The following is a 19,662-nucleotide window of genomic DNA, read 5'->3' on the forward strand; positions in this document are numbered from 1 at the left end:
TTTTGACGATGCAGCCCATTTCAGGTACGCCGCCGCGCCCTCCCGGTGAAGGCCCCGTAACCCCCAATGTCGCAGGTGAACAACCGCTATCCACGCAACAGCGTACCGTGCTGGAGCGCCTGATAACACGCCTGATAGCCCTCACTTCGCAGCAAAACGCAGAGGTATGGGCCGGGGTGAAGCATGATTTAGGAATAAGAAACGACGCGCAGCTCCAGTCGCGTCACTTCCCTGCTGCAGAGCAAAACCTGAATCAGCGCCTGAATTCGGCACAACTTAACCACAATACTCGCCAGATTATTGCGCAGTTGACTGAGCTGTTGGGCCAGGGCAATAACCGCCAGGCGGCGAGCGATTTCATTCGCCAGCAGTACGGCCAGACCGCGCTCAGCCAGCTCACACCAGAACAGTTAAAGACCGTGCTGACGCTTTTGCAAACCAATCAGCTTGCTATCCCTCAGCCGCAGCAGCGCCCGGCGACCGAACGCCCGCTACTGCCCGCAGAGCACAATACGCTTAAGCAAATGGTGACAAAACTGGCGGCCGCGACGGGCGAACCGACGAAGCTAATCTGGCAATCGATGCTGGAACTTTCTGGTGTGAAAGCCGGAGAGATGATCCCGGCAAAACAGTTTACCCATCTGGTTACGTGGCTCCAGGCGCGCCAGACACTCAGCACCCAGAGCGCCCCGACCCTGCATACGTTACAGGCAGCACTAAAACAACCGCTTGAGCCGCATGAGTTTGAGGCTGTTCAGGATTACGCCCAACAGACCTGGCAGGCAACGCCGCAAACGATACTAACCACGCCGCAGGTGCAGGATTTGCTGAATCAGATCTTTGTCCGCCGCGCAGAACGCGAAGGCGGTATACCTGAAGCGCGCAACATTCAGCCGATCTACAGCCCGCTGTTTGCGCCGGTAGTGGAGACGTTCAGAACCTTGTCTGCCCGCCCTGGGTTGATGTTTATTGCGCTGTTGGTGGCACTGGCGATTTTCTGGCTGGTTGCGTGATGTTTTGCCCGGTGGCGCTTCGTTTAGCGGGCCTACAACGACTCGAACCGTAGGCCGGGTAAGGCGCAGCTGCCACCCGGCAACAATGGCTCAAGACCTGCGAAACGCCACCAGTGTCACCACGATCCCAACAACCGCGGATACCGCACCTGCCAGGAAGACGGACGGATAACCAAAGGATGTGGCAAGCACTCCCGCCAGTGGTCCGGTCACCCCGTAGGAGATATCCTGAAACGCGGCATAACCGCCAAGAGCAGTCCCTCTGACCTGCGGCTGAACACGTTTAACCACCTCGACGCCGAGCGCCGGGAAAATAAGCGAGCAACCGCAGCCGGTCAAAGCCGCGCCAAGCAGAGCAACAGACGCCACAGGTGCCTGCCAGAGCATGACCAGACCGATGGCCTCAATCACCAGCGATACCACCGCCACTTTCACCCCACCGAAGCGATCCGGCATCCAGCCGAACAGTACGCGCATCAGCACAAAGGCACCACCAAAGGCCGTCAGGGTAAAACCGGCCATCGCCCAGCCACGGCTCATAAAGTAAAGCGAGACAAACGTGCCAATCACTGCAAAGCCGACGCCCTGCAAGGCTAATCCTAGCCCGGGTTGCCAGATTTTCCCGACCACACTCCACAGGGACGGACGTTCACCTTTATGAGCAGGCACTTTACGCACCGAACCGTTGAACCCCCACGCCAGCAGTGGCAGCACCATGGTCGTACCCGCCAGCGCTGCAAAACCAAACTGACTGTTGATCAGCAGCCCTAATGGTGCCCCCGCAGCCAGTGCGCCATAAATGGCCATCCCGTTCCAGGACATCACTTTACCCGAACGCGCCGGGCCAACCAGCCCCATTCCCCAGGTCAGGGTGCCGGTCAGGAGCTGGCTTTCACCAAACCCCAGAATCAGACGCCCCACAATCAACAGCGCAAATTTGTACATGGGCTCCACAGGCAGGAGTGCCGCCACTAGCCAGGCACCACCTGCCAGCCCGCAGGCGAACATGCCCTGTAGCGCAGAACGTTTAGCCCCGTGCTGATCGGCCAGACGTCCGGCATAACCACGCGTTAATACCGTGGCTAAAAACTGGATACCGACGGCAATGCCGACCATGGTGTTGCCATAGCCCAGTTCCTGATGAACGAACAGCGGGATCACCGGTAGCGGCAGGCCAACGGTCATGTAGGTCAGGAATACTGCAAAGGCGATGCGAAACAGAGACACGTTCCCGGAGGAGGCATTTTTTGCTGAGGTAACGGCCGTCATGCATAACTCCATGTTCAGGCATAAAAAAAGGGAGCCATCAGGCTCCCTTCTACTATACATTCAAAAACTTATGCTTTCAGCTTACGCATAACCAGGGTGGCGTTTGTGCCGCCGAAACCAAAGCTGTTGGACATTACGGTAGTCAGTGTCGCTTCAGTTGGTTTGGTTACGATGTTCAGGCCAGCAGCCTGCTCATCCAGCTCTTCCACGTTGATGCTTGGGGCGATAAAGCCGTTTTCCAGCATCAGCACAGAGTAGATGGCTTCCTGCACGCCAGCCGCACCCAGAGAGTGACCGGTCATCGCTTTGGTTGCAGAGATTGCCGGGCCGTTGTCGCCAAACACTTCACGGATCGCACCCAGCTCTTTCACGTCGCCTACCGGAGTAGAAGTACCGTGGGAGTTCAGGTAGTCGATTGGGGTATCAACGCCATGCATTGCCATCTTCATGCAGCGCACTGCGCCTTCGCCAGATGGTGCAACCATGTCGGCACCGTCAGACGTTGCGCCGTAACCCACGATTTCAGCATAGATGTGAGCACCACGAGCCAGAGCGTGTTCCAGCTCTTCAACCACAACCATACCGCCACCGCCAGCGATAACGAAACCGTCACGGTTCGCATCATAGGTACGGGAAGCTTTGTCTGGCGTTTCGTTGTATTTGGTGGACAGTGCGCCCATCGCATCGAACTCACAGGCCATTTCCCAGCCCAGCTCTTCGCCGCCGCCAGCAAATACGATGTCCTGTTTGCCCAACTGGATCTGCTCAACCGCATTACCGATACAGTGCGCGGAAGTCGCACAAGCGGAGCTGATGGAGTAGTTCACGCCGTGGATTTTGAACGGCGTTGCCAGGCACGCGGAAACCGCTGAACCCATTGCTTTGGTCACAACGTAAGGACCCACAGCTTTCAGGCCGCGCGGGCTACGCATCGCGTCAGCACCAAATACCTGGGCTTTAGAAGAACCACCGGAGCCTGCAATCAGACCAACACGCGGGTTGTTCTGGTAAACTTCTTCGCTCAGACCGGCGTCAGCAATGGCTTCCTTCATAGAAAGATAGGCGTAAATAGAGGCATCGTTCATGAAACGAACCACTTTACGGTCGATCAAACCGGTGGTGTCCAGTTTGACGTTACCCCATACGTGGCTACGCATTCCCGAATCTTTAAACTCTTCAGAGAAAGTGATCCCGGAGCGTCCTTCACGCAGAGATGCCAGGACTTCCTGCTGGTTATTACCGATGCTGGAAACGATGCCCAGGCCAGTAATCACTGCACGTTTCATTCAATACCTCTGTAAGTCGCACTATATTAAGTTTCGAGTCGCACAATAGCGTACACTTGTACGCCGAACAAGTCCGATCAGCCAATTTCTGCGGAAATTTGCGCCGATGGGCTCACATCGTTAAGATCGTGCCACTGCCTGCCAGACGAGTAACTTACGTGAAACAAAATGCCATACAACCCGCCAACCTCGAATTCAACGCTGAGGGTACACCTGTTTCCCGAGATTTTGATGATGTCTATTTTTCTAATGATAATGGACTCGAGGAAACCCGGTATGTTTTCCTGGGCGGAAACCAGCTTCCCGATCGCTTCCCTTCGCATCCGCGCAGCCAGTTTGTGGTAGCGGAAAGTGGTTTTGGTACCGGGCTTAATTTCCTCACCCTCTGGCAGGCGTTTGACCAGTTTCACGCGACGCATCCTGAGGATACGCTACAAAGATTACATTTCATCAGTTTCGAAAAATTTCCGCTGACCGCGCACGATCTGGCGCTCGCGCATCAGCGCTGGCCAGAACTTGCCCACTGGGCCGGGCAGCTTCAGGCGCAGTGGCCACCGGCCGTTGGCGGCTGCCATCGCCTGTGGCTTGACGGCGGGCGCGTGACGCTGGATTTATGGCTTGGCGATATCAACGACCTGACCGATAAGCTCGACGATACACATAATCAGAAAGTGGACGCCTGGTTCCTGGATGGTTTCGCTCCCGCCAAAAACCCGGATATGTGGAGCCAGCATCTGTTTATGGCAATGGCGCGACTGGCACGCCCAGGTGCAACGCTTGCTACCTTCACCTCAGCAGGTTTTGTCCGCCGCGGGTTACAGGAAGCAGGCTTTACCATGCAGAAAACCAAAGGATTTGGCCGCAAACGTGAAATGCTGACGGGCGTGATGGAGCAAACTCTGGAGCAACACGCTCAGGCCCCCTGGTTTGCCCGTTGCGCCAGCACATCCCGTGAGACTGCAATTATTGGCGGGGGCATTGCCAGCGCCCTGCTCTCTCTCGCGCTTTTGCATCGGGGCTGGAAAGTGACGCTTTACTGCGCTGACGACGCCCCGGCAACAGGCGCATCGGGTAATCGTCAGGGCGCGCTCTACCCGCTGTTGAGCGCACACGATCCAGCGCTGAGCCAGTTCTTCCCGGCGGCATTCACCTTTGCCCGCCGCCTGTACGACAACCTGCCGGTGTCATTCGATCATGACTGGTGCGGCGTCACGCAACTCGGATGGGATGAAAAGAGCCAGCAAAAAATCATGCAAATGCTCTCTCTGGAATTACCACCCGAGATAGCCCGCCCGGTAACGGCGCAACAGGTCCTGGAAAGCACCGGCCTCGAAACTGGCTGCGATGGCATTCAGTATCCGCATGGCGGCTGGCTATGCCCGGCAGAACTGACCACTGCGGCAATCAGCCTTGCCCAGTCACGCGGATTGACGGTGCACTACTCCCGTGAGATTGCGTCATTGAGCCGGGACGACGAGCAATGGTCCCTGCACTTTACCCAGGGTGAGCACGCGCAACATGCCAGCGTGGTGCTGGCGAACGGGCACCACATCAACCAGTTTAGCCAGACGAAAAACCTGCCGCTCTATCCGGTCGGCGGTCAGGTCAGCCATATTCCCGCAGCGCCTGAACTGAGCAAACTGCGCCAGGTACTGTGCTATGACGGCTATCTGACACCGCAAAACCCGTCTAACGGGCATCACTGCATCGGTGCCAGCTACCATCGTGGCGCGACGGAGATGCATTACAGCGAAGAAGACCAGCACCAAAATCGTCAGCGCCTGATTGACTGCTTCCCGCAGGCTGGCTGGGCGAAAGAGGTGGACATCAGCGCCGGAGAAGCGCGCTGCGGCGTGCGCTGCGCTACCCGCGATCATCTGCCAATGGTGGGCAATGTGCCGGACTTTGAAGCAACGCTTGAAACCTATCAGGATCTTGCTGAAAACAAGGCATCGGCAGCCAATGCGCCGGTATATCCAGAGCTGTTTATGCTGGGCGGCCTGGGATCTCGCGGGCTGTGTTCTGCGCCGCTGCTGGCAGAAGTACTGGCCGCGCAGATGAGCGATGAGCCGATTCCGCTGGACAGGGTTACGCTGGCGGGGCTCAATCCAAATCGCTTGTGGGTGAGAAAACTGCTGAAGGGAAAGATGGTTAAGTAAGGTGCGGTCTGGTGCCCTCTCCCACAGGGAGAGGGGATCCACGACTTAACGTTTGGCCTGCTGGAACAACGTGTCCCACATACCCAACACTAGCGTCTGGTCGCGCGGGGAGAGTTCACCCGCCTGAATGGCTTTCTCAAGGCTGCGAGTCACTTCCTGATGCACGGCTTCAGCAGAGTGATCGTCCCCTGCTTCCAGCTCGGCAACCGCCAGCGTCAGGTGACCACGCAGATAACCGCTGGCGAACAGCTCATCATCACTGGCGTGTTCCACCATGTCATCAATTAACGCCAGAATGCGTGATTCAAATTCTGCGATCATCTTATTTCCTCAGTTAAAGATCTTCCGGCCACGGGAAGCAATCCGCCGTCATCTCCGGCGTGTGGTAATAATTCTGTAAAGCCCTGATGAGAGTCGCCGGACGTGCCGGGATCCCTTTTTCAAGATATTCCATCACCTGCGCATGCACACGGCGCTGGAAGACAATGCGGTCCGGCTCGAAGTCACCTTCGAGGTTGTCACAGCTGACATTAAACGGAAATCCTGCCGCTACGCACAGCAACCATTCCAGCGCCTGCGGTTTCACTTCTACGTCTTCAAACTGCCCCTGGGTCGCGGCGTCGCGTCCGTCCGGGCAGTACCAGTAGCCGAAGTCCACCAGCTCACGACGCGCTTTTCCCGCAATACACCAGTGAGAGATCTCATGCATCCCGCTGGCATAAAAGCCGTGCGCAAACACAATTCGGTTGTACGGGATCTCTGCATCAGCAGGAAGATAGATCGGTTCGTCGTCGCCTTTAATCAGACGTGTATTAAAATCAGCGGCAAAACAGCCATCAAAGATCTCAATCAGCTGTTCGTAATTATGCTTACTGTCCATTAGTTCATCCCCAACCAGTGGAGGATCTCCTGTCCATGGCTATCATAAAGAAGCTTGGAACTCATCACCGCCGACACCACAACAATCATCGGACGGATCAGTTTCTGCCCTTTGCTTAACACCAGACGCGAGCCTGCTCGCGCACCCAAAAATTGCCCCGCCATCATCACAAACCCGGTCGCCCAGATAACTTTTCCGCCAATGATGAACAACAGCAAGCCGCCTACGTTGGAGGTCGCATTGAGTACTTTGGCATGAGCAGTCGATTTGGCGAGGTTAAACCCGGCCAGCGTCACAAACGCTAAGGCATAAAATGAACCTGCACCTGGCCCGAAGAAGCCATCGTAAAAACCGACGCAACCACCCGCGATCAGTGCAAACGGCAAACCATGCAGGCGACGCTGTCTGTCTTCTTCGCCAAGCCGTGGCATCAGTAAAAAGTACAGGCCAATACAGATAACCAGGATGGGCAGGATCTGACGCAAAATGTCGGACTGCACATGCTGAACAAGCAGTGCGCCAGACGTAGAGCCGATAAAGGTCATCAGGATATTCAGTTTCTGATCGGCAAGATTAACCACCTTACGGCGGATAAAATAGAGCGATGCGGACAGAGACCCGCCACAAGCCTGAAGCTTATTGGTTGCCAGGGCCTGTGCAGGGTTCATGCCAGCGGCCAGCAGGGCCGGAACAGTCAGCAAACCGCCCCCACCCGCCAGCGCATCAATAAATCCGGCTAACATAGCGACAAAAAACAGCACCACCAGCAGCGTGGGTGACACCATAAAAAGATCGACGAAATTATCCATTAGAGTACATGCTCATCCAGTAGCGCCTGGCAGGAAGGCGGCAACGGAGGCGGTGTCTTCTTCTCAGGCTTAGAGGTTCCAGGTTTTGCAGGTTCAAACCAGCTTTGCAGTTCCGCGCCACAGCCATCGCCTGGCGGCGGTAACGGCTGATCTTCGCATTCAAGACTGTTTGCCGGGCAACGCAGACGAACGTGCATATGCGCACGATGCTGGAACCACGGGCGCACTTTGCGCAGCCAGTCGCGATCGGTGCCGGCATCCTGGCAGAGCTGCTGTTTAATGGCCGGGTTCACAAAAATCCGCGTGACGTCGTTATCTTTCGCCGCCAGCTTGATCATGCTGGAGACATCCTGCGACCAAAGTGAGGGCACAACGTTTTTACCGTCGCCCGCGACCAGATCCAGCGCCTGCGGTTTCAGTAGTTGTGAGGAACTCCAGCGCGCTTTCGGCAGTTGCAAGAAGATATCGACATCCAGTCCGGTCTGGTGGCTGGCGTGTCCACTGTTGAAACGCCCACCGGCAGGCATTCCCATATCGCCGATGAGCATGGTCCCCAGCCCCAGATTGTGCACCTGGTTGCCCAGACGCTGAATAAACAGCACCAGGTCCGGGTGACCAAAATAGCGGCGCTGGTCAGTGCGCATCACCTGATAGGTGTCTGATTGCAGCGGCAACTCTTGTGCGCCAACGATACAGCCGTTCGAAAATGCACCAATAGACTGCGCACTCCCCGCTACCGGATGGCTGATTTTTTGCCACGGTGTAGCAGCCAGACTGGCTCCACTGGCGAGTAACGCCAGCAGAGCAATTGCGGTTTTTTTCATGTTTACCAGCGTGGAATGGTGGTCGTCACATCCGCATTCTGCGCGCGCTGGCGCAGGAAGTGATCCATCAGCACAATCGCCAGCATCGCTTCAGCAATCGGCACTGCGCGGATCCCCACGCACGGATCATGACGGCCTTTCGTGATCATCTCGACTTCTTCACCAGAGCGGTTAATCGTATGACCCGGTACGGTAATGCTGGAGGTTGGTTTCAGTGCGATGTTAGCGACAATCTGTTGCCCGCTGCTGATCCCGCCAAGAATACCGCCCGCGTGGTTGCTCTGGAAACCGTCTTTGGTAATTTCGTCACGGTTCTGGCTACCACGAAGCTGAATCACGCCAAAACCGTCGCCAATCTCAACACCTTTCACCGCATTGATGCTCATCATCGCGTGGGCAATATCAGCGTCAAGACGGTCAAAGACCGGCTCGCCCCAGCCTGCGGGAACACCATCTGCCACAACGGTCACTTTGGCACCGATGGAGTCGCCCTCTTTCTTCAGGCCACGCATCAGTTCGTCCAAAGCCTCCAGCTTATCGGCATCGGCGCAGAAGAACGGGTTTTGTTCAACCTGGTCCCAGTCTTTAATCGCCAGCGGAATGTCGCCCATCTGGGTCAGACAACCGCGGATAACGATGCCAAATTTTTGCGCCAGGTATTTTTTCGCGATCGCGCCTGCGGCTACACGCATGGCAGTTTCACGCGCGGAAGAACGACCGCCACCGCGATAATCACGAAAACCGTATTTTTGCTCGTAGGTATAGTCAGCATGACCCGGACGGAAGACGTCTTTGATGGCACCGTAGTCCTGCGAACGCTGATCGGTGTTTTCAATCAGCAAGCCAATGCTGGTACCGGTGGTACGGCCTTCGAACACGCCAGAGAGAATTTTGACCTGGTCCGGCTCGCGACGCTGCGTGGTGTAGCGAGAGGTGCCAGGGCGACGACGGTCGAGGTCGTGCTGTAAATCAGCTTCGGTCAGCTCGATGCCTGGCGGGACGCCATCAACGATACAACCCAGTGCCAGCCCGTGCGACTCACCAAAGGTGGTCACGCGGAATAATTGTCCAATACTGTTTCCTGCCATCACGGCTCCGCTGTCGTTATTTGTGTTTGAGCGTTGTGAAACGGGCCGAAGCCCGCTGGATTAATCTTTGTAAATGCTGAAGTGTTCACGCGCGTCGAGAAGCTGCGCTTTGGTCAACATAAAGACGCCATCACCGCCGTTGTCGAACTCGAGCCAGGTGAACGGCACATCCGGGTACTGCTCTATCAGATGTACCATGCTGTTGCCGACTTCACAAATCAGAACGCCATCGTCGGTCAGATAATCCGGCGCGCAGGCCAGAATGCGACGTGTCAGCTTCAGGCCGTCAGAGCCTGATGCCAGACCCAGTTCCGGCTCATGGCGATACTCATTTGGCAGATCGGACATGTCTTCCGCATCTACATACGGCGGGTTAGTCACGATCAGATCGTACTGGAGCACAGGCAGATCGCGGAACAGATCGGAGCGGATCGGCGTAACGTGATGGATAAGCCCATGCTCTTCAATGTTGTGTTCAGTCACGGCCAGCGCATCGGTGGAGATATCCACGGCATCCACTTCCGCTTCCGGGAAGGCATAAGCACAGGCAATAGCGATACAACCGCTGCCGGTACACATGTCCAGAATATGCTGCGGCTGGTGATTAATCAGGCCATCGAAGTGGTTGTTGATCAGCTCACCGATCGGCGAGCGCGGTACCAGAACACGTTCATCAACATAGAATTCGTGGCCACAGAACCAGGCTTTGTTGGTCAGATAGGCAACAGGAATACGTTCGTTAACGCGACGGATCACGCGCTCAACGATGCGATGTTTTTCGCTGGAGGTCAGGCGCGCACTGCGCATGTCTTCAGGGATATCCAGCGGCAGATAGAGTGACGGCAGCACCAGCTGAACAGCCTCATCCCACGGGTTATCGGTACCATGACCGTACCAGATATTCGCGGCGCTGAAGCGGCTAACCGACCAGCGCAACATGTCCTGTATGGTATGCAGCTCGTTTACTGCTTCATCGACAAATATTTTATCCACTCTTTCCTCCAGGGCACGCTCGCATAATTTTCGGCGGCTAGTTTGCCATGAAGACGGCGATAAATCAGCAATGACGCTTACTGCTTGAGGTTAAAAAATGCGTTTAGTCAGGTACACTATTGGAAATAAGAGATGAGACAGGCTAATGAAAAAGAAAACAACGCTCAGCCAGGAGGATCAGTCGCTCTTCCGTCAGCTCATGACCGGAACGCGTCAAATCAAGCAGGACACCATTGTCCAACGCCCGATTCGTAAGAAAATCACTGAAGTACCGGTTAAACGTTTATTGCAGGAACAGGCTGATAACAGCCACTATTTTTCGGATGAATTCCAGCCGCTGCTCAATACCCAGGGCGCAGTGAAGTATGTACGTGAAGACGTCAGCCACTTTGAGCTGAAAAAATTACGTCGGGGAGATTATTCGCCGGAACTGTTTCTCGATCTGCACGGGTTAACCCAGATGCAGGCGAAGCAAGAGCTGGGGGCATTAATTGCCGCGTGCCGTCGGGAACACGTTTTTTGTGCCTGCGTGATGCACGGCCACGGTAAACATATCCTGAAGCAGCAAACGCCGTTATGGCTTGCCCAACACCCGCACGTGATGGCATTTCATCAGGCACCAAAAGAGTACGGCGGAGATGCCGCATTACTGGTGTTGATTGAAGTGGAAGAGTGGCAGCCACCAGAACTGCCCTGACAGACTGGCGGGTGGCCCCGCCAGAATGCAAGTCAGGTCAAATAGCTTTCGCCATCTTCAGATTGCACGGACTCATTTGCCAGTTAAAGACCCCTTTGCCCGTTTCGTCGAGTGTGACGTTAGCAATGGCAGAAGTCGTAAACATCGGTGGCGTTTCGCCCGGGCACAGTTCAGATACCAGATAGCCAACCAGTGGCAGGTGGGAAATGACCAGTGCAGAGGAGACTCCCTCATTGCACAGCGCCTGAAGATACGCGCTCACAAGGCCAACATCGCCGCACGGCGTGAGTTCTGGGAGAACATCGACGTCGGAAGGCAGGATCATACACTCACCCACCACTTCAAGGGTCTGTTCTGCACGCAGGAACGGACTCACCAGAACACGTTCGATGTCCACTTTTTGACCTTCAAGCCAGGTAGCCATTTGACGGGATTCGTCGCAGCCACAAAGGGTCAAAGGACGTACTGAGTCACTGGCGGCATCGAGTGCCGCGTCGCCGTGACGCATGATAAAAACTTGCATATTGCACCGCTTTTGTTAACCAGAATCACCAGCGCTGACTACCTGGGATGATGCCATAGAGGTAGAAAACCTGGTGGCCGGGCATTGTGCCTGATCCATTCGGTGAATGAAACGCTGTTTTTTACCTCAATGGCGTAAGTATAGTCAATCTTTGTTTACAAATTCGCCAAAACAGGTTCGCTCAACTCAGGATTTACCCTTCTTTGACCTCAACTTACGAGGCCAGTTTCCCTTGCAGACCAAAAAGTTTGGCCGCGTTCCGCCATTTGCAATAATTCGTCACAGGGCGTAAACCGCGGACCAAATTGCGTGGCAAGACGTTGCAGAGTGGCAACCACTTCACCCGCTCCCAGTGTATCCATGTAACGGAACGGGCCGCCAAGGAACGGCGGGAAACCGATACCAAAAACAGCACCTATGTCACCATCGCGTGCGCTTTTGATTACCTGCTCGCCAAAGCAGCGCGCTGCTTCGTTAAGCATCATCATCACACAGCGTTCAGCACACTGAACCGCCGACAGTTTTCCCTGCCCGGTTGCTGAAATAAGCCCATAAACCGAAGGGTCGACCTGTTTCTTGCTTTTACGCCCTTTCTGCACGTAAAGATAGAAACCGCGTTCATTTTTTCTGCCTTTGCGATCGTCCTTCAATATTGCTGAAACAATGTTTGCAGGCGGGCTAAAACGATCTCCATATGCGGCCTCCAGCACTGGTATAATTTTAGTGCCGGTATCTATTCCTACCTCATCCAAAAGTTGGATTGGGCCAACCGGGAAACCAAACTTCACCAGTGCCTCGTCTACATGTTCGATCTTCTCCCCTTCCGTCAGTAGCCGCATCGCCTCATTTATATAAGGCGCAAGAATACGGTTAACGTAAAAACCGGCTTTATCGGCCACCACAACCGGGGTCTTGCCCTGCATTTTGGCAAGCTTCACTACGGTTGCGATGGTCTGCGGGCTGGTCGTGGCGTGTGGAATGACTTCCACCAGCGGCATTTTTTCGACCGGGCTAAAGAAATGCAGGCCAATCACCTGTTCAGGACGCGCCGCGTGCATCGCAATATCACCAATCGGTAACGATGAGGTGTTAGAGGCAAAGATGGTATGGGGTGCGCAATGCTGCTCGACATCCGCCACCATCTTTTGCTTCAGCGCTAAATCTTCAAATACCGCTTCAATAACAAGGTCACGATGGGCAAAACCGCTATAGTCAGTCGCACCCGAAACCAGCGCCAGCGTTTTGTCTCGCTCACTTGCCTTTATATGGCGCCGTTTGACCTTTTGATCAAGCAACTGCCAGCTGTATTGCAGCGCATGATTAATCCCTTTCGGATTGATGTCTTTAATACGCACGGGCAATTTGCCCTTGCTGGCGGTCACAAAGGCAATACCGCCGCCCATCAGCCCGCCACCCAGTATTCCCACAGCGCGCAAAGATGCAGGTTCTGCGTCACTGCCCGGATCTTTTTTAACATCGGTGCTGGCAAAGAAGATGCTACGCAACGACTGAGACTGCGGCGTCATAGCCAGTTCACCAAAGGCCTTTGCCTCAGCGGCATATCCACTGCTGCTGCCGTGCGCCAGACCGGTTTCAATCACCTCCAGAATGCGTGTGGTTGCCGGGTAATTGCCCTTCGCTTTTTGCTCTGTTTTTTTACCGACCATACTGAAAAGCAGCGCGCGTCCAAGTGGCCCCGCCAGGATACGCTCGCGTACCGGCAGATGCCGTTTGGCCTGGCGCCCTTTCAACGCCCGCTCAACTGCGGCTTCCAGCAATATCGAATGCGGCACAACCTCATCCACCAGACCCGACCTCAACGCCTGACGCGCACGAAGTTGTTTACCGGTTAAGATCATCTCCAGCGCCGTACTGACGCCAACAAGTCGCGGTAAACGCTGCGTGCCACCCGATCCTGGTAGCAGTCCAAGTTGTACTTCGGGTAAGCCTAAAACGGTTTTCGCATCGTCGGTACATATCCGGCTGTGACAGGCCAGGGCAAGTTCCAGCCCGCCACCGAGACACGCTCCGTGAATAGCCGCAATCACCGGAACAGGCAACGCGTGGATCTCAGCCATCACCTGCTGCCCCTGCCGCGCCAGGTCTTCCGCCTCCTGGGCGCTTTTTGCACGGGCGATCATGTTGATATCCGCCCCGGCAATAAAGTTATCTGATTTGGCCGAAATAAAGACCAGCCCACGAAGGTCTTTATTTTCGCGGATCTGCTTTAACATCGCCCGCACCTGAACACCAAACTCGGCCTTCAGGGTATTCATCTTTTCGCCAGGAACATCAATAGTGACAACAGCGACGTTATCGGGGCGAACATTCAGCGTAAATGCCGATGTCATGTCCATTATTCAGCCTCCACAACCATTGCCGCACCCAGCCCACCCGCCGCACAGGCGGTGACCAGCCCAAATCCGCCGCCGCGGCGACGCAGTTCATGTAATGTTTGGGTTATCATTCGCGCGCCCGTGGCCGCGAAAGGATGGCCGTAAGCGATAGAGCCACCCAATACGTTAAATTTGCTTTCGTCCACTTCACCGGTGGCGTTTGCCCGCCCCAGAACTTCACGTGCGAATCTGTCGCTTGCCAGAAGCTGCACGTTTGCCAGTGTTTGTGCGGCAAAGGCTTCGTGCATATCAATGAGCGTCAAATCAGCCAGCGTTAACCCGGCGCGCTCCAGTGCCAGTGGCGTAGACCAGGCAGGGCCTAACAGCATATCCTGCCAGACATCAATAGCCGTAAACGCGTAGCTGCGCAGATAACCCAGCGGTTTTATGCCCAGCTCTCTGGCGCGGGATTCGGTCATCAGGATCACAGCGGCGGCGCCGTCCGTCAGTGGCGTACTGTTGGCGGCGGTAACGGTGCCATGTTTGCGATCAAATGCCGGGCGTAGTTTTGCATAATCCGCCAGCGTCGACGTGCCACGAATATTGTTATCTTCCACAAGCGGTTCACGGTAAGGGGGAACATAGGCGGTCATCACCTCGTCGGCCAGTTTGCCTTCAGACCAGGCTTTTGCGGCGAGCTGGTGCGAACGGTGTGCCAACGCATCCTGCTGTTCACGCGTGATGCCATAGGTTTTCGCCATCTGCTCGGCGGTATCGCCCATGCGCAGACCGGTCGAATACTCTGCCACGGCGGGCGGTACAGGCATCAGGTCGCGTAAACGCAGGCGTGAGAAGAGTTTGAGTCGCTGCCCGGTGGTACGGGCTTTATTGACGTCCACCAGAATGCGGGCCAGCTTTTTACTAACCCCGATTGGCAGTACGGAAGAGGAGTCGGCACCGCCGGCAATTCCCGCGCGGATTGTACCGGTCATCAGGCTTTCCGCCACGTTGGCAACCGCCTGAAAACTGGTGGCACACGCGCGGCTGACGCTATAAGCATCGGTATGCACGTTCATGCCTGTACCCAGAACAATTTCACGCGCAATGTTGGGCGCTTCCGGCATTTGCACGACCTGGCCGAAAACCAGCTGTTCAATGACCTCAGGTGGTATTTCGCTGCGAGCCAGCATCTCTCCCACCACCATTTTTCCCAGATCGACCGCCGGGATGCCGTGAAACGCCGTTGCCTGACGCGCAAACGGCGTGCGCAACCCGCTGACAATGGCGATGCGGTCACCTTGTCGGGTGATAAGCGGTAATGCCTGACTCATAACACTCCCCTGTAAAATTCATGCTCAACGCAAAGTGGTCTGACCTGATAACAGTCTTAACCATTTTTTTACATTCAGCCAATCGGGGAAACGAAAAAGTGCGAGCTAAAACACAGAGAGGAAAAAGAAAATGCCCCTGCAAAGCAGAGGCATGGTGCGAGTTATTACGCCCTCTCTTGTGGGAGGACGCATCAGACCGCAGAGATTAGCGCAGACCCAACTGGAAGATCAGGGTTTCTGCTTCACAGGCGAATACAAAATCGATATCCAGCTGCACGCCGCCTTCAACCTCTTTGAAGGTCGATTTGATGTCGCACGGTTCGGACTCAACATCACGCGCACGCTTAGTCAGCGCTGCCAGGGTTTCGTCAGCGTCGGCACGGTTAGCGAACACACGGCTGTAGGACGCGGTGCAATCGGTGTTGTCCATGATGGTACCAACATCCATACAGCAGCAAACCGGGGTTTCATCAGCACTGCATTTACTCATAGTAGCTTTCCTCTGTATTCGCGCCGGGCGCGAGATAAACACGTTGCCGATATTTTACGCCCCGATGACCAGGTGCTCCAGCCGTTAATGGCGCAAAATGGGATAAGTGACCAATATCACGCTTAAAAATGATCTAAAACAAAAATCACCCTTTCGGATGAGATGCGATGGTCACATTTTTGCCAAGCAGATCTCGTTTCAAGAAACATATTGGAAAAACTTAATAAACAAACTTGCAACATCACATCTGGTCAGACCTATACTCACGCCACTGGTCTGATTTGTATGTTTTAACACAGACCCTACACTTCGCGCTCCTGTTACGGTATGTAACAATTTTTGAATAAAAATAACTCAATGAGGTTATGGTCATGAGCCAGAAAACCCTGTTCAAAAAGACTGCGTTAGCAGTTGCAGTGGCAATCGTCTCAACGTCCGCCTGGTCAGCGGGCTTTCAGCTTAACGAATTTTCTTCCTCTGGCCTTGGCCGCGCGTACTCCGGGGAAGGTGCAATAGCTGATGATGCAGGTAACGTGAGTCGTAACCCTGCGCTTATCACGATGTTTGATCGTCCTGCCTTCTCTATCGGTGCGGTTTATATCGATCCTGATGTTAACGTCACCGGTAATTCAGCCTTAACCGGCCAAAGTGCTAACCAGGACAACATCGCGCCAAGCGCGTGGGTTCCTAACATGCACTATGTTATGCCAATCAACGAGCAGTTTGGTTGGGGTGCATCCGTGACCTCAAACTATGGTCTGGCAACTGAATTTGGTGAAAACTACGGTGCCGGTATTTATGGCGGTAAAACCGACCTGCAAACCGTTAACCTGAACCTGAGCGGTGCCTATCGCCTGGATAGTAACTGGAGCTTCGGCTTAGGCGTTGACGCCGTTTATGCAAAAGCGAAGATCGAGCGTTATGCCGGCTCTCTGGGCCCACTTCTGGCAGGGCAGCTCAATGGCAAGGTTCCCCCTTCTTATCTGGATGGGATCAGCTCCCCGGACGACCAGATCGCGCACCTGAAAGGTGACGAATGGGGCTTCGGCTGGAACGCGGGTATCCTGTATGAACTGGATAAAAACAACCGCTGGGGTCTGACCTACCGTTCTGAAGTGAAAATCGACTTCGACGGCGACTACAAAAGCTCCATCAACCCGAACCTGAGCACCATTCTGGGTAATATGGGTATGACTGGCCTTCCTGCTGGTACCGGCGGGCGAACCGAGAACGGTTCTTTGTCGTTGCATCTGCCAGAAATGTGGGAAATCTCCGGTTATAACCGTGTAGCACCACAGTGGGCTATCCACTATAGCCTGACTTACACCAGCTGGAGCCAGTTCCAGGAACTGAAAGCCACCGGTGATAACGGCCAGACGCTGTTCTATAAAGATGAAAGCTTCAAAGATGCGTATCGTATCGCACTGGGTACAACCTATTACTACGATAAGAACTGGACTTTCCGTACCGGTATCGCATTTGATGATAGCCCGGTTCCGGCCGACAAGCGTTCTATCTCCATCCCGGATCAGGACCGTCTGTGGCTGAGCGCCGGTGCGACTTACGCATTTAACGATGACGCCTCAATCGACGTTGGCGCATCTTATATGCACGGCCAGAAAGTGAACTTCACCGAAGGTGAAGGCGCGGCGGCTTATACCTTCCACTCAGAAGGCAAAGCCTGGCTGTTCGGTACGAACTTCAACTACAAGTTCTAATCGCACAGAGATCAAAAAAGGTGAGCATTGCTCACCTTTTTTATTTACTGCGAATCGATATCTTTTAATTCGTTTTCGATTGCCTTCGCGTTTGGATTCTCTTCCGGCTTCAGCTTGCCACCATTGGCAATAAAGTCGTGATTCTGGAAGTACGCTTCACGAACCATGATGTACGGATCGGAAGACTGGCGCAGCAGACCGTCGGAATCCAGCAACTGGGCACGGGTTTCAATACCTTCAACCGTCCATTTCCCAATTGATAGTGGCCACGTCAGCCACGATAGCACCGGATACAGCGTATCGACCATATCGCCGCCATCATCACGGACAGTAAAGCTGCCGTAGAATGGCAACTGCATATACGGACCATAACCCACGCCGTAACTGCCCAGGGTACTACCAAAACGGTGTGGTTGTTCACGTTGCAGTTTCTGGTTCGCCATACCTGCAACATCAATAAAGCCGCCCATACCCAACAGGGTGTTCAGGAAGAAGCGGGTGAAGTGCACCATGCCCTGGTAAGGATCGCCTTGCAGGAAGTAGTTCACCATCACCGCAGGCTCTTCCAGGTTACTGGTGAAGTTGCTCAACCCGTTACGTGCAGGCTGTGGAACATAATCGCGCCATGCAACCGCCACCGGGCGAACCACATAGGGATCCAGCACGTTGTAGTTGAAGTTGTACATGGTGCGGTTAAACCCTTCTAAAGGATCAGAGCGCCCAGTTTGCTCACCCGAGCTTGCACAGCCCACGAGCAACGTAGTGCCCAGCGCAAGCGCCGACAGCCGAAGTTTCATAAATATCTCCCTGTTCAGTATGGCTATCGTTGATTGCCATCCGTAACGGAGCGTCTGACGCCCCGTCTGTAAACGTGCAAGTGATTGTAACAGCACGCTTACCGATGTCCACGCACACAATTACGGGCAGTAATCACCGTCACTCTGATCTCAGCATAGCCTGGCTTTTTGATTTCGTTTCGCTGGCAATTTTATATTGGCTTTGAAAGAGATGTATCACCTTTGTTGCCATTGTCAGAAATTTAAGAGCATCCCCACAGGTAATCCATAAAAAATCGCTACCCTTAACTGACAGCCCCTTGTCCGGAGCGGTTATGAAAGAAATTGGCGAAGAAAAAATCGGTGAGCACAGTGGTGATCATGAAGTCGAGAGCGAGGAAAAACGCCGCGGTGAGAAGATAGAGGTCGATGAAGACCGTCTGCCTTCCCGGGCGATGGCCATCCACGAACATATTCGCCAGGACGGGGAAAAAGAGCTCGAGCGGGATGCCATGGCCCTACTGTGGTCAGCTATTGCCGCAGGTTTATCGATGGGCGCATCGCTGCTGGCGAAGGGGATTTTTCATGTCCATCTGGTGGATGTGCCCGGCGGTTTTTTACTGGAAAACCTCGGGTACACGTTCGGCTTTGTTATCGTCATTATGGCCCGCCAGCAACTGTTTACGGAGAACACCGTTACGGCTGTGCTCCCGGTGATGCATAGCCCTACTTCCGGGAATGCCATCCTACTGATGCGCTTGTGGAGCGTGGTGTTACTCGGAAATCTTATCGGCACGGGTGTCGCAGCCTGGGCCTTTGAGTACATGCCAATTTTTGATGAAGCCACCCGGGACGCATTTGTGAAAATCGGTATGGATGTGATGAAAAACACCCCTGCCGAGATGTTTGCTAATGCGATTATCTCCGGCTGGATTATCGCCACGATGGTCTGGATGTTTCCCTCAGCGGGCAGTGCGAAAATTGTGGTGATTATCCTGATGACCTGGCTTATCGCGCTCGCAGACACCACGCACATTGTAGTGGGCAGCGTCGAAGTTCTTTATCTGGTCTTTAGCGGCACGCTGCACTGGAGCCATTTTTTATGGCCTTTCGCCCTCCCGACGCTGGCAGGCAATATCTGCGGCGGGACGTTTATTTTTGCCCTGCTGAGCCACGCGCAAATCCGCAATGACATGTCCAACAAGCGCAAAGCCGAGCTTAAGGCTCGGGAAGATAATGAAAAATCGGCAAAAAAAATGGACTGAATGGCGACTCTTTGAGCAGTCAGGCGGCGATGAGCTTAACGCAAAGTGTAAATAAGGCTATACTCGTGCCGCTTCGTCCCCTTAGTTAAATGGATATAACGAGCCCCTCCTAAGGGCTAGTTGCAGGTTCGATTCCTGCAGGGGACACCATATAGACCTCATCTGACATCTACCAAAATCAGCATTAGTCTTCCCAATATCGCCA

Annotated in this window: 18 protein-coding genes and 1 tRNA gene; 6 read left to right on the forward strand and 13 right to left on the reverse strand. The window is 54.5% G+C overall.

Annotated features, from left to right (window positions below):
• The first annotated feature begins 8 nt into the window (after nt 1-8).
• Nucleotides 9-1,013, forward strand: coding sequence for a flagella biosynthesis regulator Flk (gene flk, locus ACT9TW_RS21470; RefSeq protein ID WP_182061898.1), 1,005 nt, complete (start codon nt 9-11; stop codon nt 1,011-1,013).
• 90 nt (nt 1,014-1,103) lie between these two features.
• On the opposite strand, the gene ACT9TW_RS21475 is transcribed toward flk, so the two are convergent.
• A complete protein-coding gene (locus tag ACT9TW_RS21475; protein WP_446493639.1) occupies nt 1,104-2,282 on the reverse strand; it encodes an arabinose transporter in 1,179 nt (392 codons plus the stop codon).
• A 68-nt stretch (nt 2,283-2,350) separates the two neighbouring features.
• Complete coding sequence (gene fabB, locus ACT9TW_RS21480) at nt 2,351-3,568, reverse strand: beta-ketoacyl-ACP synthase I (protein WP_446493640.1); 1,218 nt, start codon at nt 3,566-3,568, stop codon at nt 2,351-2,353.
• Nucleotides 3,569-3,726: 158 nt separating this feature from the next.
• On the opposite strand from fabB, the gene mnmC reads away from it, so the two are divergent.
• Nucleotides 3,727-5,727, forward strand: coding sequence for a bifunctional tRNA (5-methylaminomethyl-2-thiouridine)(34)-methyltransferase MnmD/FAD-dependent 5-carboxymethylaminomethyl-2-thiouridine(34) oxidoreductase MnmC (gene mnmC / locus ACT9TW_RS21485; RefSeq protein WP_446493641.1), 2,001 nt, complete (start codon nt 3,727-3,729; stop codon nt 5,725-5,727).
• A 45-nt stretch (nt 5,728-5,772) separates the two neighbouring features.
• Here the strand turns inward: mnmC and ACT9TW_RS21490 are convergent, their stop codons facing one another.
• From ACT9TW_RS21490 to prmB, 6 genes are read right to left on the reverse strand one after another with little or no spacing between them, the layout of a single operon-like run.
• On the reverse strand, nt 5,773-6,048 hold the full coding sequence (locus ACT9TW_RS21490; RefSeq protein WP_014071149.1) for a YfcL family protein: 276 nt from the start codon (nt 6,046-6,048) through the stop codon (nt 5,773-5,775).
• Nucleotides 6,049-6,061: 13 nt separating this feature from the next.
• On the reverse strand, nt 6,062-6,607 hold the full coding sequence (locus ACT9TW_RS21495; RefSeq protein WP_182061902.1) for an elongation factor P hydroxylase: 546 nt from the start codon (nt 6,605-6,607) through the stop codon (nt 6,062-6,064).
• Nucleotides 6,607-7,416, reverse strand: coding sequence for a sulfite exporter TauE/SafE family protein (locus tag ACT9TW_RS21500; protein ID WP_446493642.1), 810 nt, complete (start codon nt 7,414-7,416; stop codon nt 6,607-6,609). The genes ACT9TW_RS21495 and ACT9TW_RS21500 overlap by 1 nt, the downstream gene beginning before the upstream one ends.
• Nucleotides 7,416-8,240: a penicillin-insensitive murein endopeptidase gene (mepA, locus tag ACT9TW_RS21505; RefSeq protein WP_182061904.1), complete on the reverse strand. Its 825-nt coding sequence runs from the start codon at nt 8,238-8,240 to the stop codon at nt 7,416-7,418. Before mepA ends, ACT9TW_RS21500 begins: the two co-directional genes overlap by 1 nt.
• Before the next feature lie 2 nt (nt 8,241-8,242).
• Complete coding sequence (gene aroC / locus ACT9TW_RS21510; protein WP_182061905.1) at nt 8,243-9,328, reverse strand: chorismate synthase; 1,086 nt, start codon at nt 9,326-9,328, stop codon at nt 8,243-8,245.
• A 60-nt stretch (nt 9,329-9,388) separates the two neighbouring features.
• Entirely contained in the window at nt 9,389-10,321 is a 933-nt protein-coding gene (prmB, locus tag ACT9TW_RS21515) for a 50S ribosomal protein L3 N(5)-glutamine methyltransferase (protein ID WP_182061906.1), read from the reverse strand.
• Between the two features lie 145 nt (nt 10,322-10,466).
• On the opposite strand from prmB, the gene smrB reads away from it, so the two are divergent.
• Nucleotides 10,467-11,018 (forward strand): endonuclease SmrB, encoded by a 552-nt coding sequence (gene smrB / locus ACT9TW_RS21520; protein WP_182061907.1) that lies wholly within the window; start codon nt 10,467-10,469, stop codon nt 11,016-11,018.
• 37 nt (nt 11,019-11,055) lie between these two features.
• Here the strand turns inward: smrB and sixA are convergent, their stop codons facing one another.
• From sixA to ACT9TW_RS21540, 4 genes are all read right to left on the reverse strand, one after another.
• Nucleotides 11,056-11,541: a phosphohistidine phosphatase SixA gene (gene sixA / locus ACT9TW_RS21525; RefSeq protein WP_182061908.1), complete on the reverse strand. Its 486-nt coding sequence runs from the start codon at nt 11,539-11,541 to the stop codon at nt 11,056-11,058.
• Between the two features lie 209 nt (nt 11,542-11,750).
• Entirely contained in the window at nt 11,751-13,898 is a 2,148-nt protein-coding gene (fadJ, locus tag ACT9TW_RS21530) for a fatty acid oxidation complex subunit alpha FadJ (RefSeq protein ID WP_446493643.1), read from the reverse strand.
• The gene (gene fadI / locus ACT9TW_RS21535) at nt 13,898-15,208 is read right to left on the reverse strand and encodes an acetyl-CoA C-acyltransferase FadI (RefSeq protein WP_446493644.1); all 1,311 of its coding nucleotides are present in this window, start codon (nt 15,206-15,208) and stop codon (nt 13,898-13,900) included. Before fadI ends, fadJ begins: the two co-directional genes overlap by 1 nt.
• A 205-nt stretch (nt 15,209-15,413) precedes the next feature.
• Entirely contained in the window at nt 15,414-15,698 is a 285-nt protein-coding gene (locus tag ACT9TW_RS21540; protein ID WP_182061911.1) for a YfcZ/YiiS family protein, read from the reverse strand.
• 371 nt (nt 15,699-16,069) lie between these two features.
• On the opposite strand from ACT9TW_RS21540, the gene fadL reads away from it, so the two are divergent.
• Nucleotides 16,070-17,416 (forward strand): long-chain fatty acid transporter FadL, encoded by a 1,347-nt coding sequence (fadL, locus tag ACT9TW_RS21545; protein WP_182061912.1) that lies wholly within the window; start codon nt 16,070-16,072, stop codon nt 17,414-17,416.
• A 44-nt stretch (nt 17,417-17,460) separates the two neighbouring features.
• Here the strand turns inward: fadL and mlaA are convergent, their stop codons facing one another.
• A complete protein-coding gene (gene mlaA / locus ACT9TW_RS21550) occupies nt 17,461-18,213 on the reverse strand; it encodes a phospholipid-binding lipoprotein MlaA (RefSeq protein WP_182061913.1) in 753 nt (250 codons plus the stop codon).
• Nucleotides 18,214-18,527: 314 nt separating this feature from the next.
• On the opposite strand from mlaA, the gene ACT9TW_RS21555 reads away from it, so the two are divergent.
• Both ACT9TW_RS21555 and ACT9TW_RS21560 read left to right on the forward strand, forming a co-directional pair.
• Nucleotides 18,528-19,457, forward strand: a complete 930-nt coding sequence (locus ACT9TW_RS21555; RefSeq protein ID WP_446493645.1) for a formate/nitrite transporter family protein — start codon at nt 18,528-18,530, stop codon at nt 19,455-19,457.
• Between the two features lie 75 nt (nt 19,458-19,532).
• Nucleotides 19,533-19,607: transfer RNA gene (locus ACT9TW_RS21560), tRNA-Arg, on the forward strand.
• The last annotated feature ends 55 nt before the right edge of the window (nt 19,608-19,662 follow it).

This window comes from Enterobacter sp. C4G1, assembly GCF_052886895.1.